Source organism: Agrobacterium tumefaciens (assembly GCA_025559845.1).
Taxonomy (GTDB): Bacteria; Pseudomonadota; Alphaproteobacteria; order Rhizobiales; family Rhizobiaceae; genus Agrobacterium.
Genome location: CP048470.1, coordinates 1,741,023 through 1,759,170 on the forward strand (window position 1 = coordinate 1,741,023; position 18,148 = coordinate 1,759,170).

The 18,148-nt window shown below is 54.9% G+C and carries 17 protein-coding genes; 14 read left to right on the forward strand and 3 right to left on the reverse strand.

Annotated elements, in window-relative coordinates; all coding sequences use genetic code 11:
- The first annotated feature begins 3 nt into the window (after window positions 1-3).
- Entirely contained in the window at window positions 4-765 is a 762-nt protein-coding gene (locus tag FY156_24465; protein UXS04612.1) for an SDR family oxidoreductase, read from the forward strand.
- Between the two features lie 53 nt (window positions 766-818).
- On the opposite strand, the gene amyA is transcribed toward FY156_24465, so the two are convergent.
- Complete coding sequence (gene amyA, locus FY156_24470) at window positions 819-2,303, reverse strand: alpha-amylase (protein UXS04613.1); 1,485 nt, start codon at window positions 2,301-2,303, stop codon at window positions 819-821.
- Window positions 2,304-2,490: 187 nt separating this feature from the next.
- Here amyA and FY156_24475 point away from each other — a divergent pair, with 187 nt between their 5' ends.
- From FY156_24475 to FY156_24490, 4 genes are all read left to right on the forward strand, one after another.
- Window positions 2,491-2,961 carry a ferritin-like domain-containing protein gene (locus tag FY156_24475; protein ID UXS04614.1) on the forward strand — a complete coding sequence of 157 codons (471 nt, stop codon included), beginning with the start codon at window positions 2,491-2,493 and terminating at the stop codon, window positions 2,959-2,961.
- A gap of 194 nt (window positions 2,962-3,155) precedes the next feature.
- Window positions 3,156-5,366, forward strand: coding sequence for a GAF domain-containing protein (locus FY156_24480; GenBank protein UXS04615.1), 2,211 nt, complete (start codon window positions 3,156-3,158; stop codon window positions 5,364-5,366).
- The gene (locus FY156_24485; protein UXS04616.1) at window positions 5,359-5,814 is read left to right on the forward strand and encodes a response regulator; all 456 of its coding nucleotides are present in this window, start codon (window positions 5,359-5,361) and stop codon (window positions 5,812-5,814) included. Before FY156_24480 ends, FY156_24485 begins: the two co-directional genes overlap by 8 nt.
- Complete coding sequence (locus tag FY156_24490) at window positions 5,804-6,817, forward strand: response regulator (protein UXS04617.1); 1,014 nt, start codon at window positions 5,804-5,806, stop codon at window positions 6,815-6,817. The genes FY156_24485 and FY156_24490 overlap by 11 nt, the downstream gene beginning before the upstream one ends.
- A 48-nt stretch (window positions 6,818-6,865) precedes the next feature.
- Here the strand turns inward: FY156_24490 and FY156_24495 are convergent, their stop codons facing one another.
- The gene (locus tag FY156_24495) at window positions 6,866-7,240 is read right to left on the reverse strand and encodes a response regulator (protein UXS04618.1); all 375 of its coding nucleotides are present in this window, start codon (window positions 7,238-7,240) and stop codon (window positions 6,866-6,868) included.
- A gap of 223 nt (window positions 7,241-7,463) precedes the next feature.
- On the opposite strand from FY156_24495, the gene FY156_24500 reads away from it, so the two are divergent.
- From FY156_24500 to FY156_24535, 8 genes are all read left to right on the forward strand, one after another.
- Window positions 7,464-8,918 (forward strand): histidine kinase, encoded by a 1,455-nt coding sequence (locus FY156_24500; protein UXS05234.1) that lies wholly within the window; start codon window positions 7,464-7,466, stop codon window positions 8,916-8,918.
- Complete coding sequence (locus FY156_24505; protein UXS04619.1) at window positions 8,915-9,352, forward strand: response regulator; 438 nt, start codon at window positions 8,915-8,917, stop codon at window positions 9,350-9,352. The genes FY156_24500 and FY156_24505 overlap by 4 nt, the downstream gene beginning before the upstream one ends.
- Before the next feature lie 4 nt (window positions 9,353-9,356).
- Entirely contained in the window at window positions 9,357-10,400 is a 1,044-nt protein-coding gene (locus FY156_24510) for a response regulator (GenBank protein ID UXS04620.1), read from the forward strand.
- A 217-nt stretch (window positions 10,401-10,617) separates the two neighbouring features.
- On the forward strand, window positions 10,618-11,010 hold the full coding sequence (locus FY156_24515) for a RidA family protein (GenBank protein UXS04621.1): 393 nt from the start codon (window positions 10,618-10,620) through the stop codon (window positions 11,008-11,010).
- Window positions 11,011-11,134: 124 nt separating this feature from the next.
- Complete coding sequence (locus tag FY156_24520) at window positions 11,135-12,133, forward strand: DctP family TRAP transporter solute-binding subunit (protein ID UXS04622.1); 999 nt, start codon at window positions 11,135-11,137, stop codon at window positions 12,131-12,133.
- A 76-nt stretch (window positions 12,134-12,209) separates the two neighbouring features.
- Window positions 12,210-12,686 (forward strand): TRAP transporter small permease, encoded by a 477-nt coding sequence (locus tag FY156_24525; protein UXS04623.1) that lies wholly within the window; start codon window positions 12,210-12,212, stop codon window positions 12,684-12,686.
- On the forward strand, window positions 12,683-13,963 hold the full coding sequence (locus FY156_24530) for a TRAP transporter large permease (protein ID UXS04624.1): 1,281 nt from the start codon (window positions 12,683-12,685) through the stop codon (window positions 13,961-13,963). Before FY156_24525 ends, FY156_24530 begins: the two co-directional genes overlap by 4 nt.
- A gap of 35 nt (window positions 13,964-13,998) precedes the next feature.
- Window positions 13,999-15,243, forward strand: coding sequence for a Zn-dependent hydrolase (locus tag FY156_24535; GenBank protein ID UXS04625.1), 1,245 nt, complete (start codon window positions 13,999-14,001; stop codon window positions 15,241-15,243).
- Between the two features lie 51 nt (window positions 15,244-15,294).
- Here the strand turns inward: FY156_24535 and FY156_24540 are convergent, their stop codons facing one another.
- Window positions 15,295-16,215: a LysR family transcriptional regulator gene (locus FY156_24540; protein ID UXS04626.1), complete on the reverse strand. Its 921-nt coding sequence runs from the start codon at window positions 16,213-16,215 to the stop codon at window positions 15,295-15,297.
- Between the two features lie 229 nt (window positions 16,216-16,444).
- Between FY156_24540 and aspT the strand changes: the two genes are divergently transcribed.
- A complete protein-coding gene (gene aspT, locus FY156_24545; protein ID UXS04627.1) occupies window positions 16,445-18,130 on the forward strand; it encodes an aspartate-alanine antiporter in 1,686 nt (561 codons plus the stop codon).
- Window positions 18,131-18,148: the final 18 nt, after the last annotated feature.

The window sequence follows — 18,148 nt, forward strand, 5'->3', positions numbered from 1 at the left end:
GCGATGCGCCTCGAAACTGTTTTCGGCCTCAAGGGCCGTACGGCGCTGGTTACCGGTTCCAGTCGCGGTATTGGTGCTGCAATCGCCGAGGGGCTGGCTGGGGCTGGCGCCCATGTCATCCTGCATGGCATGAAAACCGGCGGTGCGGCGACGGTCCGGCAGCGTATCATCGACAATGGCGGTACTGCGGACGAACTGGTGAGTGACCTGTCGGAGCCGGGAGCCGGCCGCAATCTGATTGAAAGTGCAGAGGCGATCGCGCCTGTCGATATTCTCGTCATCAACGCCAGCGCCCAGATCAATGCAGTGCTTGAGGATCTCACACCGGAAGATCTCTCATGCCAGCTTGCCGTCAATCTGGGTTCCACTGTGGACATGTTGCAATCTGCCCTGCCACGCATGGCGGCGCGAAAGTGGGGCAGGGTGGTGTCGATCGGCTCCATCAACCAGCTTCGGCCTAAGGGCATTGTCACCGCCTATGCTGCTACCAAGGCGGCCCAGCATAACATCATCCAGAGCCAGGCCCGTGACTACGCCAAGGACAATGTTCTCCTCAACACGCTTGCGCCCGGCCTGATCGATACTGACCGCAATGCCGGTCGGCGTGATGCCGATCCGGAAGCCTGGGCAGACTATGTGCGAACGCTCAATTGGATGGGACGTGCAGGCCAGCCGGAAGAGATGGTCGGAGCCGCCATCTTTCTCTCGTCGCAAGCCTGCAGTTTCATGACCGGTGAAAGCATCTTTCTGACCGGTGGATACTGAGCACGCCAGAGATAGCCTCTTCGAGGCATGAACCGCCCGTGCGGCCAGTCCGATCAGGTGTCGGTGCGTACCCAGACGCTCACGCTACCCCCCTTGACCGGGAAAGCTGCTTTGCCGTCGTCACCCACTGTTATCTCGTCATCGCAATGTCCCAGGAAATCACGGAAAGTCTTTCCGGCAAAGTCTGCTCCGAGGTCGGCCGATTTTTCACCTGCGGCACCATTCGAAAGAACAACGACGCAGCCCGGTTGCTCGGCCGTGCCGTGGCGGATGAAGCCAATGCAGGTTGGATCATCGAAGACATCGGTCTGGGCGCCATGTGCAAAGCGGCTGCGTGCCTCGATCAGTTTCGGCAAACTATCGATCACCGGCATTTCGATGTCGTGCTCGTTGCCGTCATCTCCGAAATCCCGATAGGATGCGCCGTAAAGGTCGGGGTAAAAGACACACGGCACACCCTGCTCGCGCAGCAAAATCAGTGCGTAGGCGAGAGGTTTGAACCAGGGCTCGACAGACGCCTCCAGTGATTGCAACGGTTGAGTATCATGATTGTCCACGAGTGTGACGGCATGGCCGGGCATTGAGTCAACGAGTGAACCATCAAAGATCGTGCGCATGTCAAAGTCTGCCCCCTGCTTTGAGGCGTCGTGGAAATTGTAGTGAAGGGCCACGTCGAAGAGCATCAACTGCTTGTCGACCAGTTCCAGATAGGAACCGAGTGCTGCCATATCGGGGTGCCAGTATTCGGCGACGACGAAGAGTTCAGGGTCGACGTTCTCCCGCATGTGTCCGACCCAGTCGCGAAAGAACCAGGCGGGGATGTGCTTCGCCGCATCGAGACGAAATCCGCCCACGGGAACCTGTTCACTCAGCCACCGGCCCCAATATTTGAGTTCCTCGTAAACGGCGTTGTTACGAAACTCGACATCGGCACCCATCAGATAGTCGAAGTTGCCGAGTTCTTCGTCCACTTCCTCGTTCCATTGCCCGTCGCCATACTCATTGACAAGCTTGAAAACGCCGCTCTCGTCAGGCTGTTCGATGACATCCACACCACTGAAACATTGCTTGTCCCAGATGAATTTCGAGTGTTGCCCCTTCCGTCCGGGAAACGTGAAACGCGTATAGGCAAGCGCCTTGAATTCTTCATCGTCGATCTCAGTCCGGTCTTCGGCATTGACGCGTCGAACCTTGACGCTTTCCTTTTCGTCAGCGCCCATCTTGTGATTGAAAACGACATCGTGGAGGACGCGAAGGCCGCTCGTCTGAAGCGAACGGCAGGCTTTTTCAAAGGATGACCGATCGCCGTATTTTGTTGCGACGGCGCCCTTTTGATCGAATTCACCGAGATCGAAGAGATCGTAGGTATCATAACCGACAGAGGAGACGCCGCTTGCACCCTTGTAGGCGGGCGGCAACCAGACATCGGTTATTCCAAGGTTCGCCAGATCATCCGCTCGCTCTGCAACCTCCTTCCAAAGTTTTCCGTCTGCTGGCGTGTACCAATGGAAGAATTGCAGAAGAGTGCGTGGCGACATCGGCTACCCCTGTTGATGATGGCGCCTATTAACGGTCGCACGCGCAATTGGTTTCGTGCCGGCGTCGTGTGCCCTCGAGATAGTTTGCGCAATACGGCGGCCATGTGTCTGTCCGGTTTCGCGGTGGCGTCGGAACGAACACGCAGACGTGTTCGTTTATCAACGCCAACAACAAGGGAACACGGTTATGGAAACACTCGCAGAATTATTCGAACACACCCTCAAGGACGTTTATTACGCCGAAAACGCTATCGTTAAAGCGCTACCCAAGGTTTCGAAAGCAGTTAAGAACGCGGAATTCAGGAAAGCGATTGACCACCATCTTGACGAGACCAAAGGCCAGATCAAGACACTCGACAAGGTCTTCAAGACAATTGGCGTGAAACCCGAAGCCGTCAAATGCGACGCCACCGACGGCTTGATAAAAGAAACCGAAGGTCTGATCGATGAGGGTAAAGGCGTTGCGCTTGACGCGGGTCTCCTGGCTGCCTGTCAGGCGGTCGAGCATTACGAGATCGCGCGCTATGGCTCACTTCGGGAGTGGGCAAAAGTCCTTGGTAATGAAGAGGCGCACGTCTTCTTGAGCGAAATTCTCGATCAGGAAAAGGCTGCCAACAGCAAGATGACCAATCTCGCCGTAACTGCGATTAACAAGTGAGTTGCAGATTGATCCTGGAGTCCGGGGTGCCACCGTATGCGCCCCGGCATCTCATTTCGCAATCGGTGGATCGAAGGTCCGTTTGCGTATTTTATGCGCAGCACGCGTTTACATCTGTGCAGGAATGACTAGGCTGGTGACATCATTTTGAGCAGATCGGTCGATCTTTCGCAGACAAGTGGCTGGAGAGAGTTATGAGTTCAGCTACGCCGAAACTGGATAGTTGCGTCGCCGAGCCCATCCACATACCCGGTGCGATCCAACAGCATGGTGCACTCCTGGTACTTTCTGCACGCAGTCTCAGCATTGTGCAGGCAAGCGATAATCTGACGGATTATGTGGACGTTCGAGCAATCGTCGGCAGCGTAGCCAAAGCTTCGGTTTTTCCCTTCCTCGATGCCTTATCCGATTGGTATTCGAGTGACGAGAGCAATTTTCGATATGTCTGGACCGAAAAAAACCTTGATGTTGCAGCCCATCGATCTGCCGGTTTTATCGTTGTTGAGTTTGAAAAAACGAGGCAGAGCGAACCGACTGAAACCTTGATGGCTGAGCTGACAAGGTTCGCTCAATATCTGAATGGCGTACCGGCGTTGAACGATGCATTGTCACGTACAGCCGAGCTGGTATCTGCAATAAGCGGATATGACCGCACTCTGATTTATGAGTTTGGAGGGGACTGGAGCGGTCACGTTGTGGCCGAAGCGGGAAATGGCGCTCTACCGTCTTATTTCGGGCTGCGTTTTCCGGCCGGCGATATCCCGCCACAAGCCAGGCAGCTTTACACGATCAATCGCCTTCGCATGATCCCGGATGTCGACTACGCGCCTGTCCCGATCAGCCCGGCCATCAATTCTGAAACAGGAACTGTCCTCGATATGAGCTTTGCGCAATTGCGCAGCGTATCGCCCATCCATCTGGAATATATGCGCAATATGGGCACGGCAGCATCGATGTCCGTTTCCATTATCATCAACGGTCGATTGTGGGGACTGATCGCCTGCCACAATGCAGCATCTCATTATGTCTCCCTGGCGGTTCGCGAAGCGTGCGATTTCGTGGCGCAGCTTCTGTCAATGCGGATCGCTATGGAGCGCAGTGCCAAGGAGGCCTCGCGGCGGGTAGAGCTTAGTATTGTTCAAGGCCGTCTTTTAAGTCGGATGGCGGCAGCACAAAGATGGGCGGATGGGCTCCTTCCAGATGATGGCAACAATGATGATCTGTTGAAACAGGTGGGAGCCGAGGGAGCGGCATTGATCGTTGGTGATGAGTGTCATCTTGTCGGCCAAACCCCTTTGAGACAGGATGTCGAGGCGCTTGCCGAATGGCTTGGGGCGCAGGACATTACCGATGTGTTTACGACGGAAAGCCTCGTCGGAGTTTATGCGAATGCTGAAGCCTATTCTTCTGTTGCGAGTGGAGCAATTGCCACCCGTCTCTCAGAACTACACGATAGTTGGCTGATCTGGTTTCGTCCGGAAGTCATCAAAACTGTTCAATGGGGGGGTAATCCCCATAAGACCGTGCAGGAGAGTGGCCGCATCCATCCCCGGAAATCCTTTGAAATCTGGAAGGAACAGGTTCGCAACACCGCCCTCCCGTGGTCTGAAGCCGAAATCGCAGCCGCGCGGGACCTCCGCAGCGCGATCATTGGGATCGTTTTGCGTAAAGCCGAAGAAATGGCTGATCTGACAAGGGAATTGCAGCGAACCAACAAAGAGCTCGAAGCTTTTTCCTATTCTGTTTCACACGATTTGCGGGCGCCTTTCCGGCACATCGTCGGCTTTGCGCAGTTGTTACGTGAGCGCAGCAACGCCTTGGACGAGAAGTCTCTGCATTATTTGCAGATGATTTCCGAGGCAGCCCTCAGTGCGGGGCGACTGGTGGATGACCTGCTGAACTTTTCGCAGCTTGGCCGCACTCAGATCAGTATGAAGCCGGTCGACATGCAGAAACTGGTAAGCGAAGTGCGCCGCACGATTGCGCCAAGCGTGGCCGACCGTGATATTGAGTGGCAGATCGGTGAATTGCCGGTCACGCTTGGCGATCCGACACTCCTACGGCAGGTCTGGTACAATCTCATCGAAAACGCCATCAAATATTCACGTCGCGAGCCAGTTTCGGTTGTCCGCATTTCGGCGGTTGAAACCGAAAGCACTGTGACCTATTCGGTGAAAGACAATGGCGTCGGCTTTGATATGGCCTATTCCGGAAAGCTCTTCGGTGTCTTTCAAAGGCTCCAGCGCGTTGAGGATTTTGAGGGCACGGGCATCGGGCTTGCGCTGGTGCGGCGGATCGTGGAACGTCATCGCGGCTCGGTCGACGCGGAGGGAACTCTCGGGGAAGGAGCGACGTTCTCCTTCACATTGCCGATTACGAAAATTGAAGAGGAAGACATTGCCTGAACTCAGACCTATTTTGCTTGTCGAGGATAATCCGCGCGATCTCGAACTGACGCTGACCGCGCTTGAAAAATGCCAATTGGCAAACGAGGTTGTGGTCGCCCGTGACGGGGCAGAAGCGCTTGATTATCTCAATCTCACAGGTGCCCATCACAATCGGCCTGCAGGTGACCCTGCTGTCGTGCTTCTCGATCTCAAATTACCGAAAGTGGACGGTCTTGAAGTTCTGCAGTCGGTCAAAGGGAGCGATCAGCTACGGCACATTCCTGTCGTGATGTTGACTTCTTCTCGCGAAGAGCAGGATCTCGTGAAAAGCTACGAGTTGGGCGTCAATGCGTTTGTCGTCAAACCGGTTGAGTTCAATCAATTCTTCAAGGCTATTCAGGATCTTGGTGTCTTCTGGGCTCTCTTGAACGAACCGCCGCCGGGTGCTCGCCGTCATGATGGATGAACGGATGTTGCCGAACGGCGTTTGTGAGCTTCTTATGCTTGAAGACAGTTCCGTCGATGCAGAACTGATTGAAGAGCAGCTTTCACGCATTTCTCCGCGGCCTGTGATTACCCGCGCCGTGGGAAAAGCGTCTTTCATCGAGGCGCTGGAAACAAGGCGCTTAGATATTATCCTGGCCGATTTTTCCTTGCCGGATTTCGATGGCATGGCAGCACTCGATCTTGCGTCGCAAATGATGCCTGACGTGCCGTTTATTTTCGTATCGGGCGTTTTGGGGGAAGATGCCGCGATCGAGGCGTTTCGCAGAGGTGCCACCGATTACGTGCTCAAACAGAGACTGGTCCGACTGTCATCTGCTGTCGAGCGTGCCCTGGCGGAAGCCCGCGAGCGGCAGGAGAGGAAACGGGCCGAGTTGCACAAGGAGCTGCTCGTTCGCGAGCTTAGCCACCGCGTCAAAAATACCATGGCGATGGTGATTTCCATTATCCGTAGGACTGCAAAGGGCAGCACCTCAGTTGAGGACTACCAAGCAAGGCTAGTCTCTAGGGTCAGTGCGCTTGCGGGAAGCCATGCGCTGCTGTTTCAAAGCAATTGGGGGGAGACGGATCTCGGCGACGTGGTGCGCCGGGCGATCGAACCTCATAATACCTTTGCCAGCAGGGTTCATCTGGATGGTCCCGGTGGGGTCTATGTCCCCCCAAAATCGGCTTTGTCACTCGGCATGATCCTGCATGAACTGGTAACAAACGCTCAGAAATACGGCTCGCTCTCCGGCGCCCAGGGAAAGGTCGATGTGACCTGGGAAAAAGTCGGCACGGCCGACGACGCACGCGTTGCGCTTCGGTGGTGCGAGAGCGGCGGACCGCCCGTCAGTGCGCCGCAAGATGCTGGTTTCGGGACCACGTTGATAACACAGGGCGCAGAATACGAGCTCCATGCGGAAAGTGAAATTCTCTATGAAAACACCGGTCTAAAGTACCGTGTGGTTTTTCCGTTGAACTGATGGGCGCATAAAGCGCCCGTTGTTCAGATGCGCATAGAGGTTTTGGGGTTAACTGGCCAAAGCAAACTCGCGTGCCAGAACACCGGAAAGATTTGTGAAGTCGCATGGCTTGGATACAATTGTCAGGCCACCCAGCTGGGAGCGTACGCCGGGAATTTCTGCGTAACCGCTGCAGACAACAAAGGGAATGTTTGCGGCTTTCAATTCGTCGATCACCGGAAAAGACATTTCACCTCGCAGATTGAGGTCAATGACGGCGCCGTCCAGATCCATTTTGTTGATTTGCTCGATCGCAGCCGCAATGTGCGAGACAGGACCGACGACGGTCACACCCAGATCCGAGAGAAAATCCTCCATGTCCATTGCCAGAAGGGCATCGTCCTCCAGAACAAGGATTTGTTTTCCTTGAAAGTCATACGTCATTAGTCACCACGTCGCGTATCAATCAAATCATTTTTAAGCTGGCAATGTATCCGCTTTACCAATTGTGCTGAACGCACGTTGGCCCAACTGGTTCCAACCTAAAGCAGAAAGAAATCATTCGCTTCGGCGCACGCCATACTCTAGTTTGCGCACTCATTAGCTGCCTACCGGGAATATTGTTACTGTGATTAGTTTTTCGCCGTTTGCTCAGCGAAGCCTGCTGATGCTGGCTGTGGGTGTCGCAATCTTGACTGGCATGGTGGCCATGTCCTTATGGCTGGTTCAGGTCAATAACCAGTATTCCCAGGACACTGCCGAGCTAAGGCGCGTGCGCGCGGCAATTCTCGACACTCTGACCGCGATGCAGGACATCGAAACCGGGCAGAGAGGATATTTGCTGACAAACAACGTCGATTATCTCGGACCTTATGAAGAAGCGTTGAGCCGTTTGCCTCAGCGCCAGTCGCGCTTGCTGGATCTTTTGAAAGATCGCACAGAGTATCAGCAGGATCTTTCGAACCTCGATGCTGCCATCAAGGACAAGCTTGGGGAAACACGCGAAACCATCGATCTGCAAAAAACCGGCCGTATGACGGAAGCCGTTGATGTCGTCCGTAACAATGACGGCAAGCGTTTCATGAACGAGATCAGAACGATACTGTCGGAGCTACAAACAAATACGGATGACCGACTGCGTGTCATCGTCGGCGATCAGCTCAGCGCAGCCAATACGCTTCGTTGGGTTACAGTGGGTGGGGCGCTTGCGATCCTGGCTGTTGTTGGCGGCTCGATCTTTCTTGTGCTGACTTACATCCGCGCGCTGAACAGGTCGCGCGAGGACGTTGATGAACTCAATCGTCATCTGGAGGAGCGGGTCGAGGAGAGGACACGCGATCTTCGGCGCGCAAACCAGGAAATCCAGCGTTTCGCCTATATCGTTACCCACGATTTGCGTGCTCCGCTCGTCAACATCATGGGGTTCCTCTCCGAGTTTGACACGTCGCTGAAACCGGTGAGCGCATATGTTCTTGCCGACGGTAAACCGCCGACGGCCGAGGTCATCCGTGAAGCCCGGCTCGCGATTGAAGAAGAACTGCCCGAAGCCATTGGCTTTATCCGGTCTTCAACCCGCAAGATGGATCAATTGATCAACGCTATCTTGAAGATCTCCCGCGATGGTCAGAGAAAATTGCAACCGGAAAAGGTCGACATAGAGACGTTGCTCACCTCCTTGTCGGAGACGGTACGTCACCAGATCACGGCCAATGGCGGTGAGATCAGTGTTGAGACGCCGAAGCTCACGGTCTTCACAGATCGGATTTCGCTCGATCAGATACTTGGCAACCTTCTGGACAATGCCGTTAAATATCAGGCGCCGGAACGCCCCCTCAGACTGGTCACGCGCGCCTATCCCGCCGGTCGTGGTGCGATCTGCATCGAGGTAAGTGACAACGGTCGTGGCATTGGCGAGCAGGATCTGGAACGGGTCTTCGAGCTTTTCCGGCGTGCCGGCAGCCAGGATCAGCCTGGGGAAGGGATCGGGCTTGCACATGTTCGCTCGCTAATCAGAAATTTAGGAGGTGACATTAGGGTGGCTTCTGAGCTCGGCAAGGGGAGTACGTTCACCCTGCTGCTGCCGAGCGACCTCAGAAGAGTCACGAAAGAAGGCGAACAATGAAGGCTACCGGTCAAGAAGTCACGATTGTGATGATCGAAGACGACGAAGGACATGCGCGTCTGATCGAAAAGAACGTGCGTCGCGCAGGCGTCAATAACGAGATCGTGCCGTTTACGCTGGGCGCAATGGCACTCGATTACATCCTGGGCGAAAATCGGGATGGCCTTGTCAGCAAGGACCGCTATCTGCTCGTGCTGCTCGACCTCAATCTCCCTGATATGTCCGGCATTCGCATTCTGGAGCAGATCAAGAGCAACGAACACACGCGGCGGCTGCCGGTCGTCGTGCTGACCACAACGGATGACGAAACCGAGATTCAGAAGTGTTATGACCTCGGTGCGAATGTATATATCACGAAGCCCGTTGATTATGAGGGCTTTGCCAGTGCAATTAAGAATCTTGGGCTGTTTTTCTCCGTGATTCAGATACCGTGAAGGCATGACAATTTTGCGCGTTTTGTATGTAGATGACGACCCAGCTCTTGTGCGGCTTTCGAGCCGTGTTCTGGGACGTCATGGGATGGACGTCATACATGCCGCTTCCGTGGCTTCGGGGCTCGAATTCTTTGAACGCGAGCCTTTCGATGTCGTCGTTCTCGATCACTATTTCCAGACGACGACAGGTATGGAGTTTCTCGCCGCAATCCGCTCGCACACGGCGCGCGCACCCGTTCTTTATGTCACGGGATCGAACGAGGCGCAGATTGCCATCGATGCCCTCAAGGCCGGGGCCGCCGACTATGTTATCAAAAATGTCGGTGACGATTTTTTCCCGCTTCTGGTTACAGCAATCAATCAGGCGCTGGAAAACCATCGTCTGCGACAGACGAAAGATGAAGCGGATCGCCTGCTCGTGAAGGCAAAAGAGCATGCGGAAATGATGGTCAAGGAGATGAACCATCGCGTCGCAAACAGCCTCTCGCTGGTATCGGCTATGATCCGCCTCCAGATCAACACGCTCAAGTCTCAGGAAGCTGAGACTGCGTTATTGGAAACGCAGAGCAGAATAGCGGCGATTGCCGGAGTGCACCGCAGCCTCTACAGCACCGCAAATATCGGCCTCGTTTCCCTGAATGCTTATCTGACGTCGATCATCAGCGATCTTTTCCAGGCAGTACCGGGCTCTTCCGCAGTGACGGTCGAAACGTCGCTCTGTGACGTCAGCCTCAAGGCGGACCATGCCGTCGCACTCGGCGTCATCATAACCGAGTTGCTGACGAATGCGCTGAAATACGCCTATCCCGACCAGGCGGGAATGGTTCGCGTGCAGCTTTCCGAGGAAAACCGGCAGTTCGTTCTTGTCGTTGAGGACGACGGAATCGGTTCAAAACCCGGCGCGTCTCCACGTGGCACGGGTCTTGGAACAAAGCTGATCATGGCCATGGCGCAAAATATCAATGCGCGGGTCGAGCAGACACATACGCACCCTGAACTCGGCAAGGGGACACGCTACACGATGACGTGGAGCGAAGAGCAGTCGTGAAAAGGTGAATTCGCGACGGCTTTAGTTTCTGTTTCAAGAAATTCGATCGCATATCGACGGACGCATTTCTTTTATCAGCAAAAAATCTCGGTAGTACGGTCGACCAACCTTGGTTGGGCGTTTTGAGTTTGCCCGGCCAGAGCGGCTGACCTTAAAGCATTGGCTAGTCATGTTAGAATGGGGGGAACTTTGGCGCTGATGGAGGAAGATTCACAGAATGAAACACGAAGTCATTGAAATACCTGTTATTTCCAAAGCGATCAGAAAGCTTGGTGCGCCGACGTCGGCTTTGACGAGAGTTGATAATCTGCTTTACACCTGCGGTATGCCGCCGATCGATCTGAAGACAGGTGAGATCGTCAAGGGTGACATAACGGCCCAGACGCGTGCATGTATGGAGGCATTGGCCTTTACTCTGAAACATGCCGGCTCGTCGTTCGATAACGTCTTCAAATCGTTGGTTTTCATCACAAATAATGACTTTGCCGCGGACATGAATGCTGTGTATCGCGAGTATTTCCCTGGAGTATTTCCGGCAAGAAGCTGCGTGACAATCAAGCCCTGGACGCATTTCGATATCGAAATCGAGTGCATCGCGACATTGGGATAACTCACAGGAAATCGTAGCCCTTGCCATAAGCCTGCGTAATGCTTGTCATTGGGTGGGGCTATTTGCTTAAAACCCGCTCCACCTGCCAGATATGCCCAGAATAAGTTCAACAATTGAGGGTGATATGAAACTGGGCATTTCGAGGTTTTCCCGTGGTTTGGCCGCGACGGTTCTAGCAGGCATGGTAGGCCTTTCGGCACATTCGGTTGCGCTGGCCGAGACAACGATCCGTCTTGGCCATGTGCTTGCCGATACACATAGCTGGCACAAAGCATCGACTGACTTTGCCAAGGAAGTTGCTGAAAAGACCGAAGGTCGCGTCAAGATCGACATCTTCCCATCTGGCCAGCTTGGCACGGAAAAGGAAGTCATCGAGGGTATGCAGATCGGCACGATTCAGGGTGGTCTGATTGGTAGCGGCTCTTTCCAGTTCGTCGAGCCGAAGTTTGGCATTATTGAAATGCCCTATGCTTGGACCAGCCGCGAACAGGCCTTTGCTGCTCTGGACGGCAAGCTCGGCAGCAAACTTTCCGATCTTCTCCGACCCAAGGGCATCGAGGTTCTGGCCTGGTGGGAAAATGGTTTCCGCAACATCACCAACAATAAACATCCAATCGTCAAGCCGGCCGATCTTGCCGGCCTTAAGATACGCGTGACCCCGGACAAGGTTCGTCTAGCAACCTTCGAAACACTCGGTGCGCAGCCCGCACCGTTGGCCTTTGGCGAGCTCTATTCTGCTTTGCAGCAGGGGGTATTCGATGCGCAGGAAAACCCGCTTTCCATCATCGACGCGTCCTCGTTTTTTGAAGTGCAGAAATATGTTTCAATGACGGGGCACATCTGGGGCGCTGCGTGCCTGACGGTTTCCAGCATGACCTGGGCACAAATTTCTCCGGAGGACCAGATCATCGTCAAGGAAGCGGCCGTCAAGTGGGGTAATGCCCAGCGGCAAATGGTTGCTGATAACGAAATTGCCCTGATCGAAAAGCTGAAGTCCAAGGGCATGGCTTTCAATGACGTCGACAAGGCCGCGTTTGTCGAAGCTCTGAAGCCCATCTGGGAGAGCGAAAAGGACGTTTTCGGTCCGGAATTGCTCGACATCATGGATAGCTATCGCAAGTGATGCTCGGCACCCTGTCCGCCGAATGGCGGGCAGGGTTCTTGACGTCTTGTTCGTTTCATCAATGCGAGAGATTTCCATGCAGGATTCGTCTTTGCCGCAATCACGTATTGCCAGCGCCATCGACCGGTTGGCGGGTATGGTGGGCGGCTTGGCCATTGCCACGTTTACCACCATTATCGTGTATGTCGTCGTGTGCCGTTACGCCTTCTCTTTCACCCCACGGTGGTCGGAGGAAATTCCGCGCCTACTATTGGTTTGGGTGACATTCATTGGCGCCATCTCCGCCTTCATTCGCAACACGCATCTTTGTGCCGGCCTGACGGATCTGCTTGTTTCGCCGGGGCGCGTTCGGTCGCTGCTTGCGTCCTTGGCTCGTGTCGCGTCTTTTCTGTTTTTGATCGTGGTGATCTGGTCTGGCTGGAAGATGACCGTGCTGACCTGGTCACATGAGACGACCGTGCTCAGTTTGCCCGCCGGCTTGGTCTATCTCGCGCTGCCGGTAACGGCAGTTCTTGCCTTGATTGCTGTCTTCGCCCAGGGGCTACGCAAATGAGCCTTGCTCTTCTCGTTCTTTTCGCTGCTTTTGTTCTTTTGCTGTTGATCGACGCGCCGATTGTTGTCGCGCTGTCGTTGTCTTCCGTTGCATACCTTCTCGTGGGTGATGCTCTGCCGGTGATGGTTGTGGCGCAGCGCATGGTCGCAGGCGTCGATTCATTCACATTGCTGGCAATCCCGCTCTTCCTCCTGGCGGGTCTGCTTATGGTGCATGGTGGTCTGGCACCAAGGATCGTCAATCTTTGTGCCGCAGTTGTAGGTCAGCGAACGGGCGGCCTTGCCATCGTCATGATCGCCGCCTGCATGATGTTCGGTTCGTTGTCGGGTTCTGGTGTTGCAGACGTTGTCGCTATCGGCTCCATGCTTCTGCCAGCCATGAAGGAACGTGGATATCATCCTGGATTTTCGGCTGCCGGTCTCGGTTGTGCCGGTTCACTTGGTACCGTGATCCCGCCCTCCATCGTTCTGATTGTGTATGGAACCGCTACAGGAACGTCCATCGGCCAATTGTTCATTCATTCGATCGGTCCCGGCATCTTGCTTGGCCTCGGGCTGATGGTTGTCGCCTGGTGGATTTCCCGCAAGAATGGCTGGAAGGGCGGAGAGCCATTTAGTTGGTCAAGGCTCGGTTCGGCGTTTCGCGAGTCGCTGTTGGCGCTTCTGGCTCCGGTCATTATTGTCGGAGGTATTCGTTTCGGCATCTTCACGCCAACGGAAGCAGCCGGTATCGGTGTAGCCTATGCGCTGATTGTCGGCACTATGATCTACCGCAATCTCTCGTTTTCCAAGGTGTTCGGGTTGCTGCGCGACACGACCGAAATGACAGGCTCGATACTCATTGTCATCGCTGCCGCATCCGTGTTCGGCTGGATTCTGACCGTCGAGCAGGTGCCGCAACTCGTGGTCAACGCGATTACCGGAGCTACCGAGAGCCCAACTGTCGCATTGATGCTGATGATGCTCGCCGTGCTGGTGCTCGGTACGTTCATGGAATCGATTGCCATCATTCTGATCCTCGCACCGGTGTTCCTGCCTGTTCTGCGCGTCTATGAAATCGACCCCGTCTATTTCGGTGTTCTGCTCACCATCAATCTGGCGATCGGTGCCAATACGCCACCTCTTGGGATCGACCTGATGGCCGCATGCCGGACAGGCGGCATACCAATGTCGGCATCGTTCCGCTATCTCCTGCCGTTTATCGGCGTCATGACGCTCATCATGTTCCTGCTTGTTCTGTTCCCAGACCTGATGACGGTGATGTCTTTCGGCATGTGAACCCTATCTCTAGAATTGCATTTGAAAGGTGAACCATGTCGTTCTCACCGAACATTCGTGCCGATATCGATCGTTTCTGGTCGACGATAGAAAGCTCTGCCGAGATTGGACAGGGTCGGCCTGGTGGCCTCGCCCGCCTGACTTTGACGGATGATGATCGCCGTATGCGGGACCTGTTTGTCAGTTGGTGCCGGGATGCCGGCTTGAGTGTCGAAATTGACGAACTCGGTAACATCTTCGGTCGCCGCGAGGGTACTGATCCCTCACTGGCGCCGGTGCTGATCGGAAGTCATCTGGATACGCAGATCAACGGCGGTCGCTTCGACGGTATTGCCGGTGTACTTGCCGGACTTGAGGTCGTACGGACATTGAATGATGCCGGCCATGTCACGCGCCGTCCAATCGTCATCGTCGATTGGACGAATGAAGAGGGCGCGCGTTTTTCGCCGCCGATGGTGGCGTCCGGCTGTTTCGTGGGTGCATATGATGTCGATTGGGTAAAAGCGCTGGTGTCGGACGATGGCGCTGGTTTCGGCGCAGAGCTTGAGCGTATTGGCTATAACGGCAACAAGCCTTGTCGAGCAGGTGATATCGACGCCTACTATGAACTGCACATTGAACAGGGACCAATTCTGGATCTCGAAAAACGCGATGTCGGCGTGGTCACGGGTGGCTATCCGAGCTACGGTATGCGTGTTCGCTTCGATGGCAAGACCGCCCATACCGGTCCGACGCCAATGGATCTGCGCCGAAACGCCCTGATTGCCGGGGCACGTTGGTTAACCGCGGTGGACGATATCGGTTGGGATTTCGCCATTGGTGACGGCAAGGCAACGGGCGCACGGCTTGCCGCCTGGCCAAACAAGCCCGGCATTCTCTCTGATACGGCTCAGGCGATTTGTGATGTCCGTCATCCCGATCCGGCAACCGCGCGTGTCATGGGAGAAAAAATGCGACGTGCCGTGTTCGAAAGTGCGGCACGCGCTGGCTGCGATGCCGTGATCGAAGACGAATGGTTCTGGGGCGGTGACATTTTTGATCGCGACATGGTCGATGGTGTTCGTGCTGAAGCGGTGCGCATGGAATATGATTGGCGCGATATCCAGTCACAGGCTGGCCATGATGCATACTTTCTTGCCCGTTATTGCCCTACAGCGATGATTTTCACGCCCTGTAAAGGCGGCATTACGCACAACAATGACGAAGATTGCGACCGTGATGACATTGAGCCTGGTCTCAATGTGCTCCTGCACGCGGTTGTTGCACGCGCTGATCGCTAACTCAAAAAAGGCGCTGCGACATCGTGGCGGCGTCCCTAACCTGCGGGATTATCAGTGCATATCGGGGAACAGCGTGCGCAGTTCCAGTATGATATCAATGAAATGTTGTTCGGCGCGTGAATAGGTGCATTCGGGGTGCGTGACCAGAAATACGTCGGCACCGAGTGGGTAGCCTTTTATTTCCAGGGGCCACAACAGGCCGTTGTTTACTTCATCATGCACGGCGGTCAATGGCAGTATGCCGATACCCAGACCCGCCACGATCATGCGCCGCACTTCTTCCAGGTTAGGGCTTTGCCCGCTGATCCGCTCACCGAGGCCAAGGCTTTCGCTGAGGACCGACATTGGTTCAAGCCCCGACCCTTCAGTCGCACAGGTGAACGAAACGAAAGATTCTTGCCGCAACTCCCGTCTCTCCACCTCTTTGCGCCCAAAGAAGGGATGCTCCGCGCCACAATAGACGCTGAATTCTTCTCGAAACAGAAGCTGGCAATTCAGGCTGAACACGGGGCGGGACAGCAAACACAGGCCGATACCACACTTTTCAGTCTGGACGCGCCTGATGGTATCCTGACTGTTCTGAACCTCGATAACCCAGGTTACAGACGGATATCGCTGATGATAAAGCCGCAAAGCTTCATTGACGAGTGGCGATTCCAGATTGGAGATGATCTGGAGGCGGACTTCACCAAATTCTTCAATGGTCTTTTCCTGCGTCAGCTGGCCGATCCGCTCAACTGATCTGAAAATCTCGTTACATTCCTCATAGATTCTCTGGCCGCGTGCGGTCAGCTCAAATCGACGGCTTCCCCGCAAAACAAGCTGACAGGACAACTGCTCTTCCAATCGCTGAAGGGCCTGGCTGACCGATGGTTGGCTCATATTGAGACGAGTTGCAGCTCGCGTAATACTTCGTTCTTCGGCAATCATGAAGAAGGACCGAAGGAGATTGAGATTCAGATCTGTCGACATTGATAAAGTTTAGCGGCGAACATTGCTGCCAGCAATCCAGAACTCGTGACGGCGGTGACTGTTTTCTGATCCGAAGACCCTCGCGAGAGGTAAGCCTTCGTTCACAAACTTAAGCGAACCATCCATCAGGAGTTGATTAAGCGGAATTCTGGACTAGTATTACGGGAGTTTTTTGAAGGCAATGCAGCATACGCAGTAGGTTCCACTCTCATTCGAGCGCAGGAATTTCATGAGTTATTTGCAAAGTATCTTTCAGCAATCCCCTGAAATCGCTTTATTTTTGGCTCTTGCCGGCGGTTACTGGATCGGGAAATTCCAATTCGGAAAATTCTCCCTTGGCGGTGTCGCCGGTTCTCTCCTCGTTGCAGTCGCAATCAGTCAGATCGGCATCACGATCGACAACGGCATCAAGGCTGTGCTGTTTGCACTCTTCATCTATGCCGTTGGTTTTGAAAGCGGTCCGCAGTTCTTCCGTTCGCTCGGACGGAAATCCATTCGCGAGATCATCATGGCGGCGGTCATGGCTGTCAGCGGGCTTGTCACGGTCGTCGTGCTGGCCAAGATGTTCTCTCTCGACAAAGGCTTGGCTGCGGGTATCGCGTCCGGCAGCCTCACCCAATCGGCCATCATCGGCACGGCAAGTTCGGCGATAGGAAAGCTGGGTTTGCCGGCTGATCAGACACAAGCCCTGCAAGCCAACGTTGCCGTCGGTTATGCCGTGACCTACATTTTCGGCTCTTTTGGCGCGATCCTGGTGTGTGTCAATATTCTTCCCTGGTTCATGCGCCGCGGCATCCGCGACGATGCCGTGAAGGCACAGGCCGAAATGCTGGCTGGTGCGCAAGTCTATGGCCCCGGAGAGAGCGCTGCTTTGCCCGAACTCGTCGGTCGTTTGTTCGAGGTGCAGGCGGCTGCCGGGCGTACGGTTGCGGATATTGAGGCGCAGGCTTCAGCAGGTCCTGTCGCCATCGAAAAAATCAAACGCAACGGCAAGATCCTCGGTTTCAATCCGGAGTTTGCCTTGGAGCAAGGCGACATCTTACTCGTTGTCGGACGCCGCTCCGGGATCATCGGTCTTGACGAGGCGATTGGTCCCGAACTGGAAACTTCCGACGGTATGGAAATGGTGGTCGCGACACGCGACGTCGTCGTCACCGCTTCTGAATTCGCTGGACAAACGGTTGCCCAGATTGTTGAGGCAACGCGCGACTTGCGGCACGGCGTCTTCGTCCTTTCGCTGAAGCGTGGCGGCAACGCTGTGACACTTGGCGCCGACACGCGCATTGAAGCTGGCGACGTCGTCACGGTCTACGGTTTGCAGGAAGACCTCCAGCGTATTGCCAAACGTGTCGGCCCGGTTCTTGTGCCAAGCGACAAGACCGATTTCGTTTTCCACGGTTTCGGCATTGTCGTGGGTTTGCTGGTCGGCCTTCTGGTTCTGCGCATTGGTTCCATTCCCTTGACGCTTGGCAGTGGCGGCGGTGCGCTTCTCGCAGGCCTTGCTTTTGGTTGGTATCGCAGCCGCAACATGACGCTTGGTAACATGCCAACAGGGGCATCGACGCTTTTGCGCGATCTCGGTCTGGCCGGTTTTGTTGCGGTGGTGGGATTGCAGTCTGGACAGCAGGCTGTCCACACCATCATGGACAGCGGTCTCTCAATCTTCCTTGTCGGTGTCGCCGTTACCATCATTCCTATGTTGATAACCATGGCAGTCGGCCGATACCTGTTGCACTACGACAATGTTGCAATCTTTGCCGGAGCGCTTTCCGGGTCGCGCAGCGCCAATCCGGCTTTCGGTGAGGTGCTTGATAAGGCCGGAAACTCTGTTCCAACGACGCCTTTTGCCATCACTTACGCTCTTGCCAACGTGTTCCTCACCCTGTTGGGGCCGCTTGTCGTCGCCCTCGTCTGACCCAAAGCCATAAGCTTT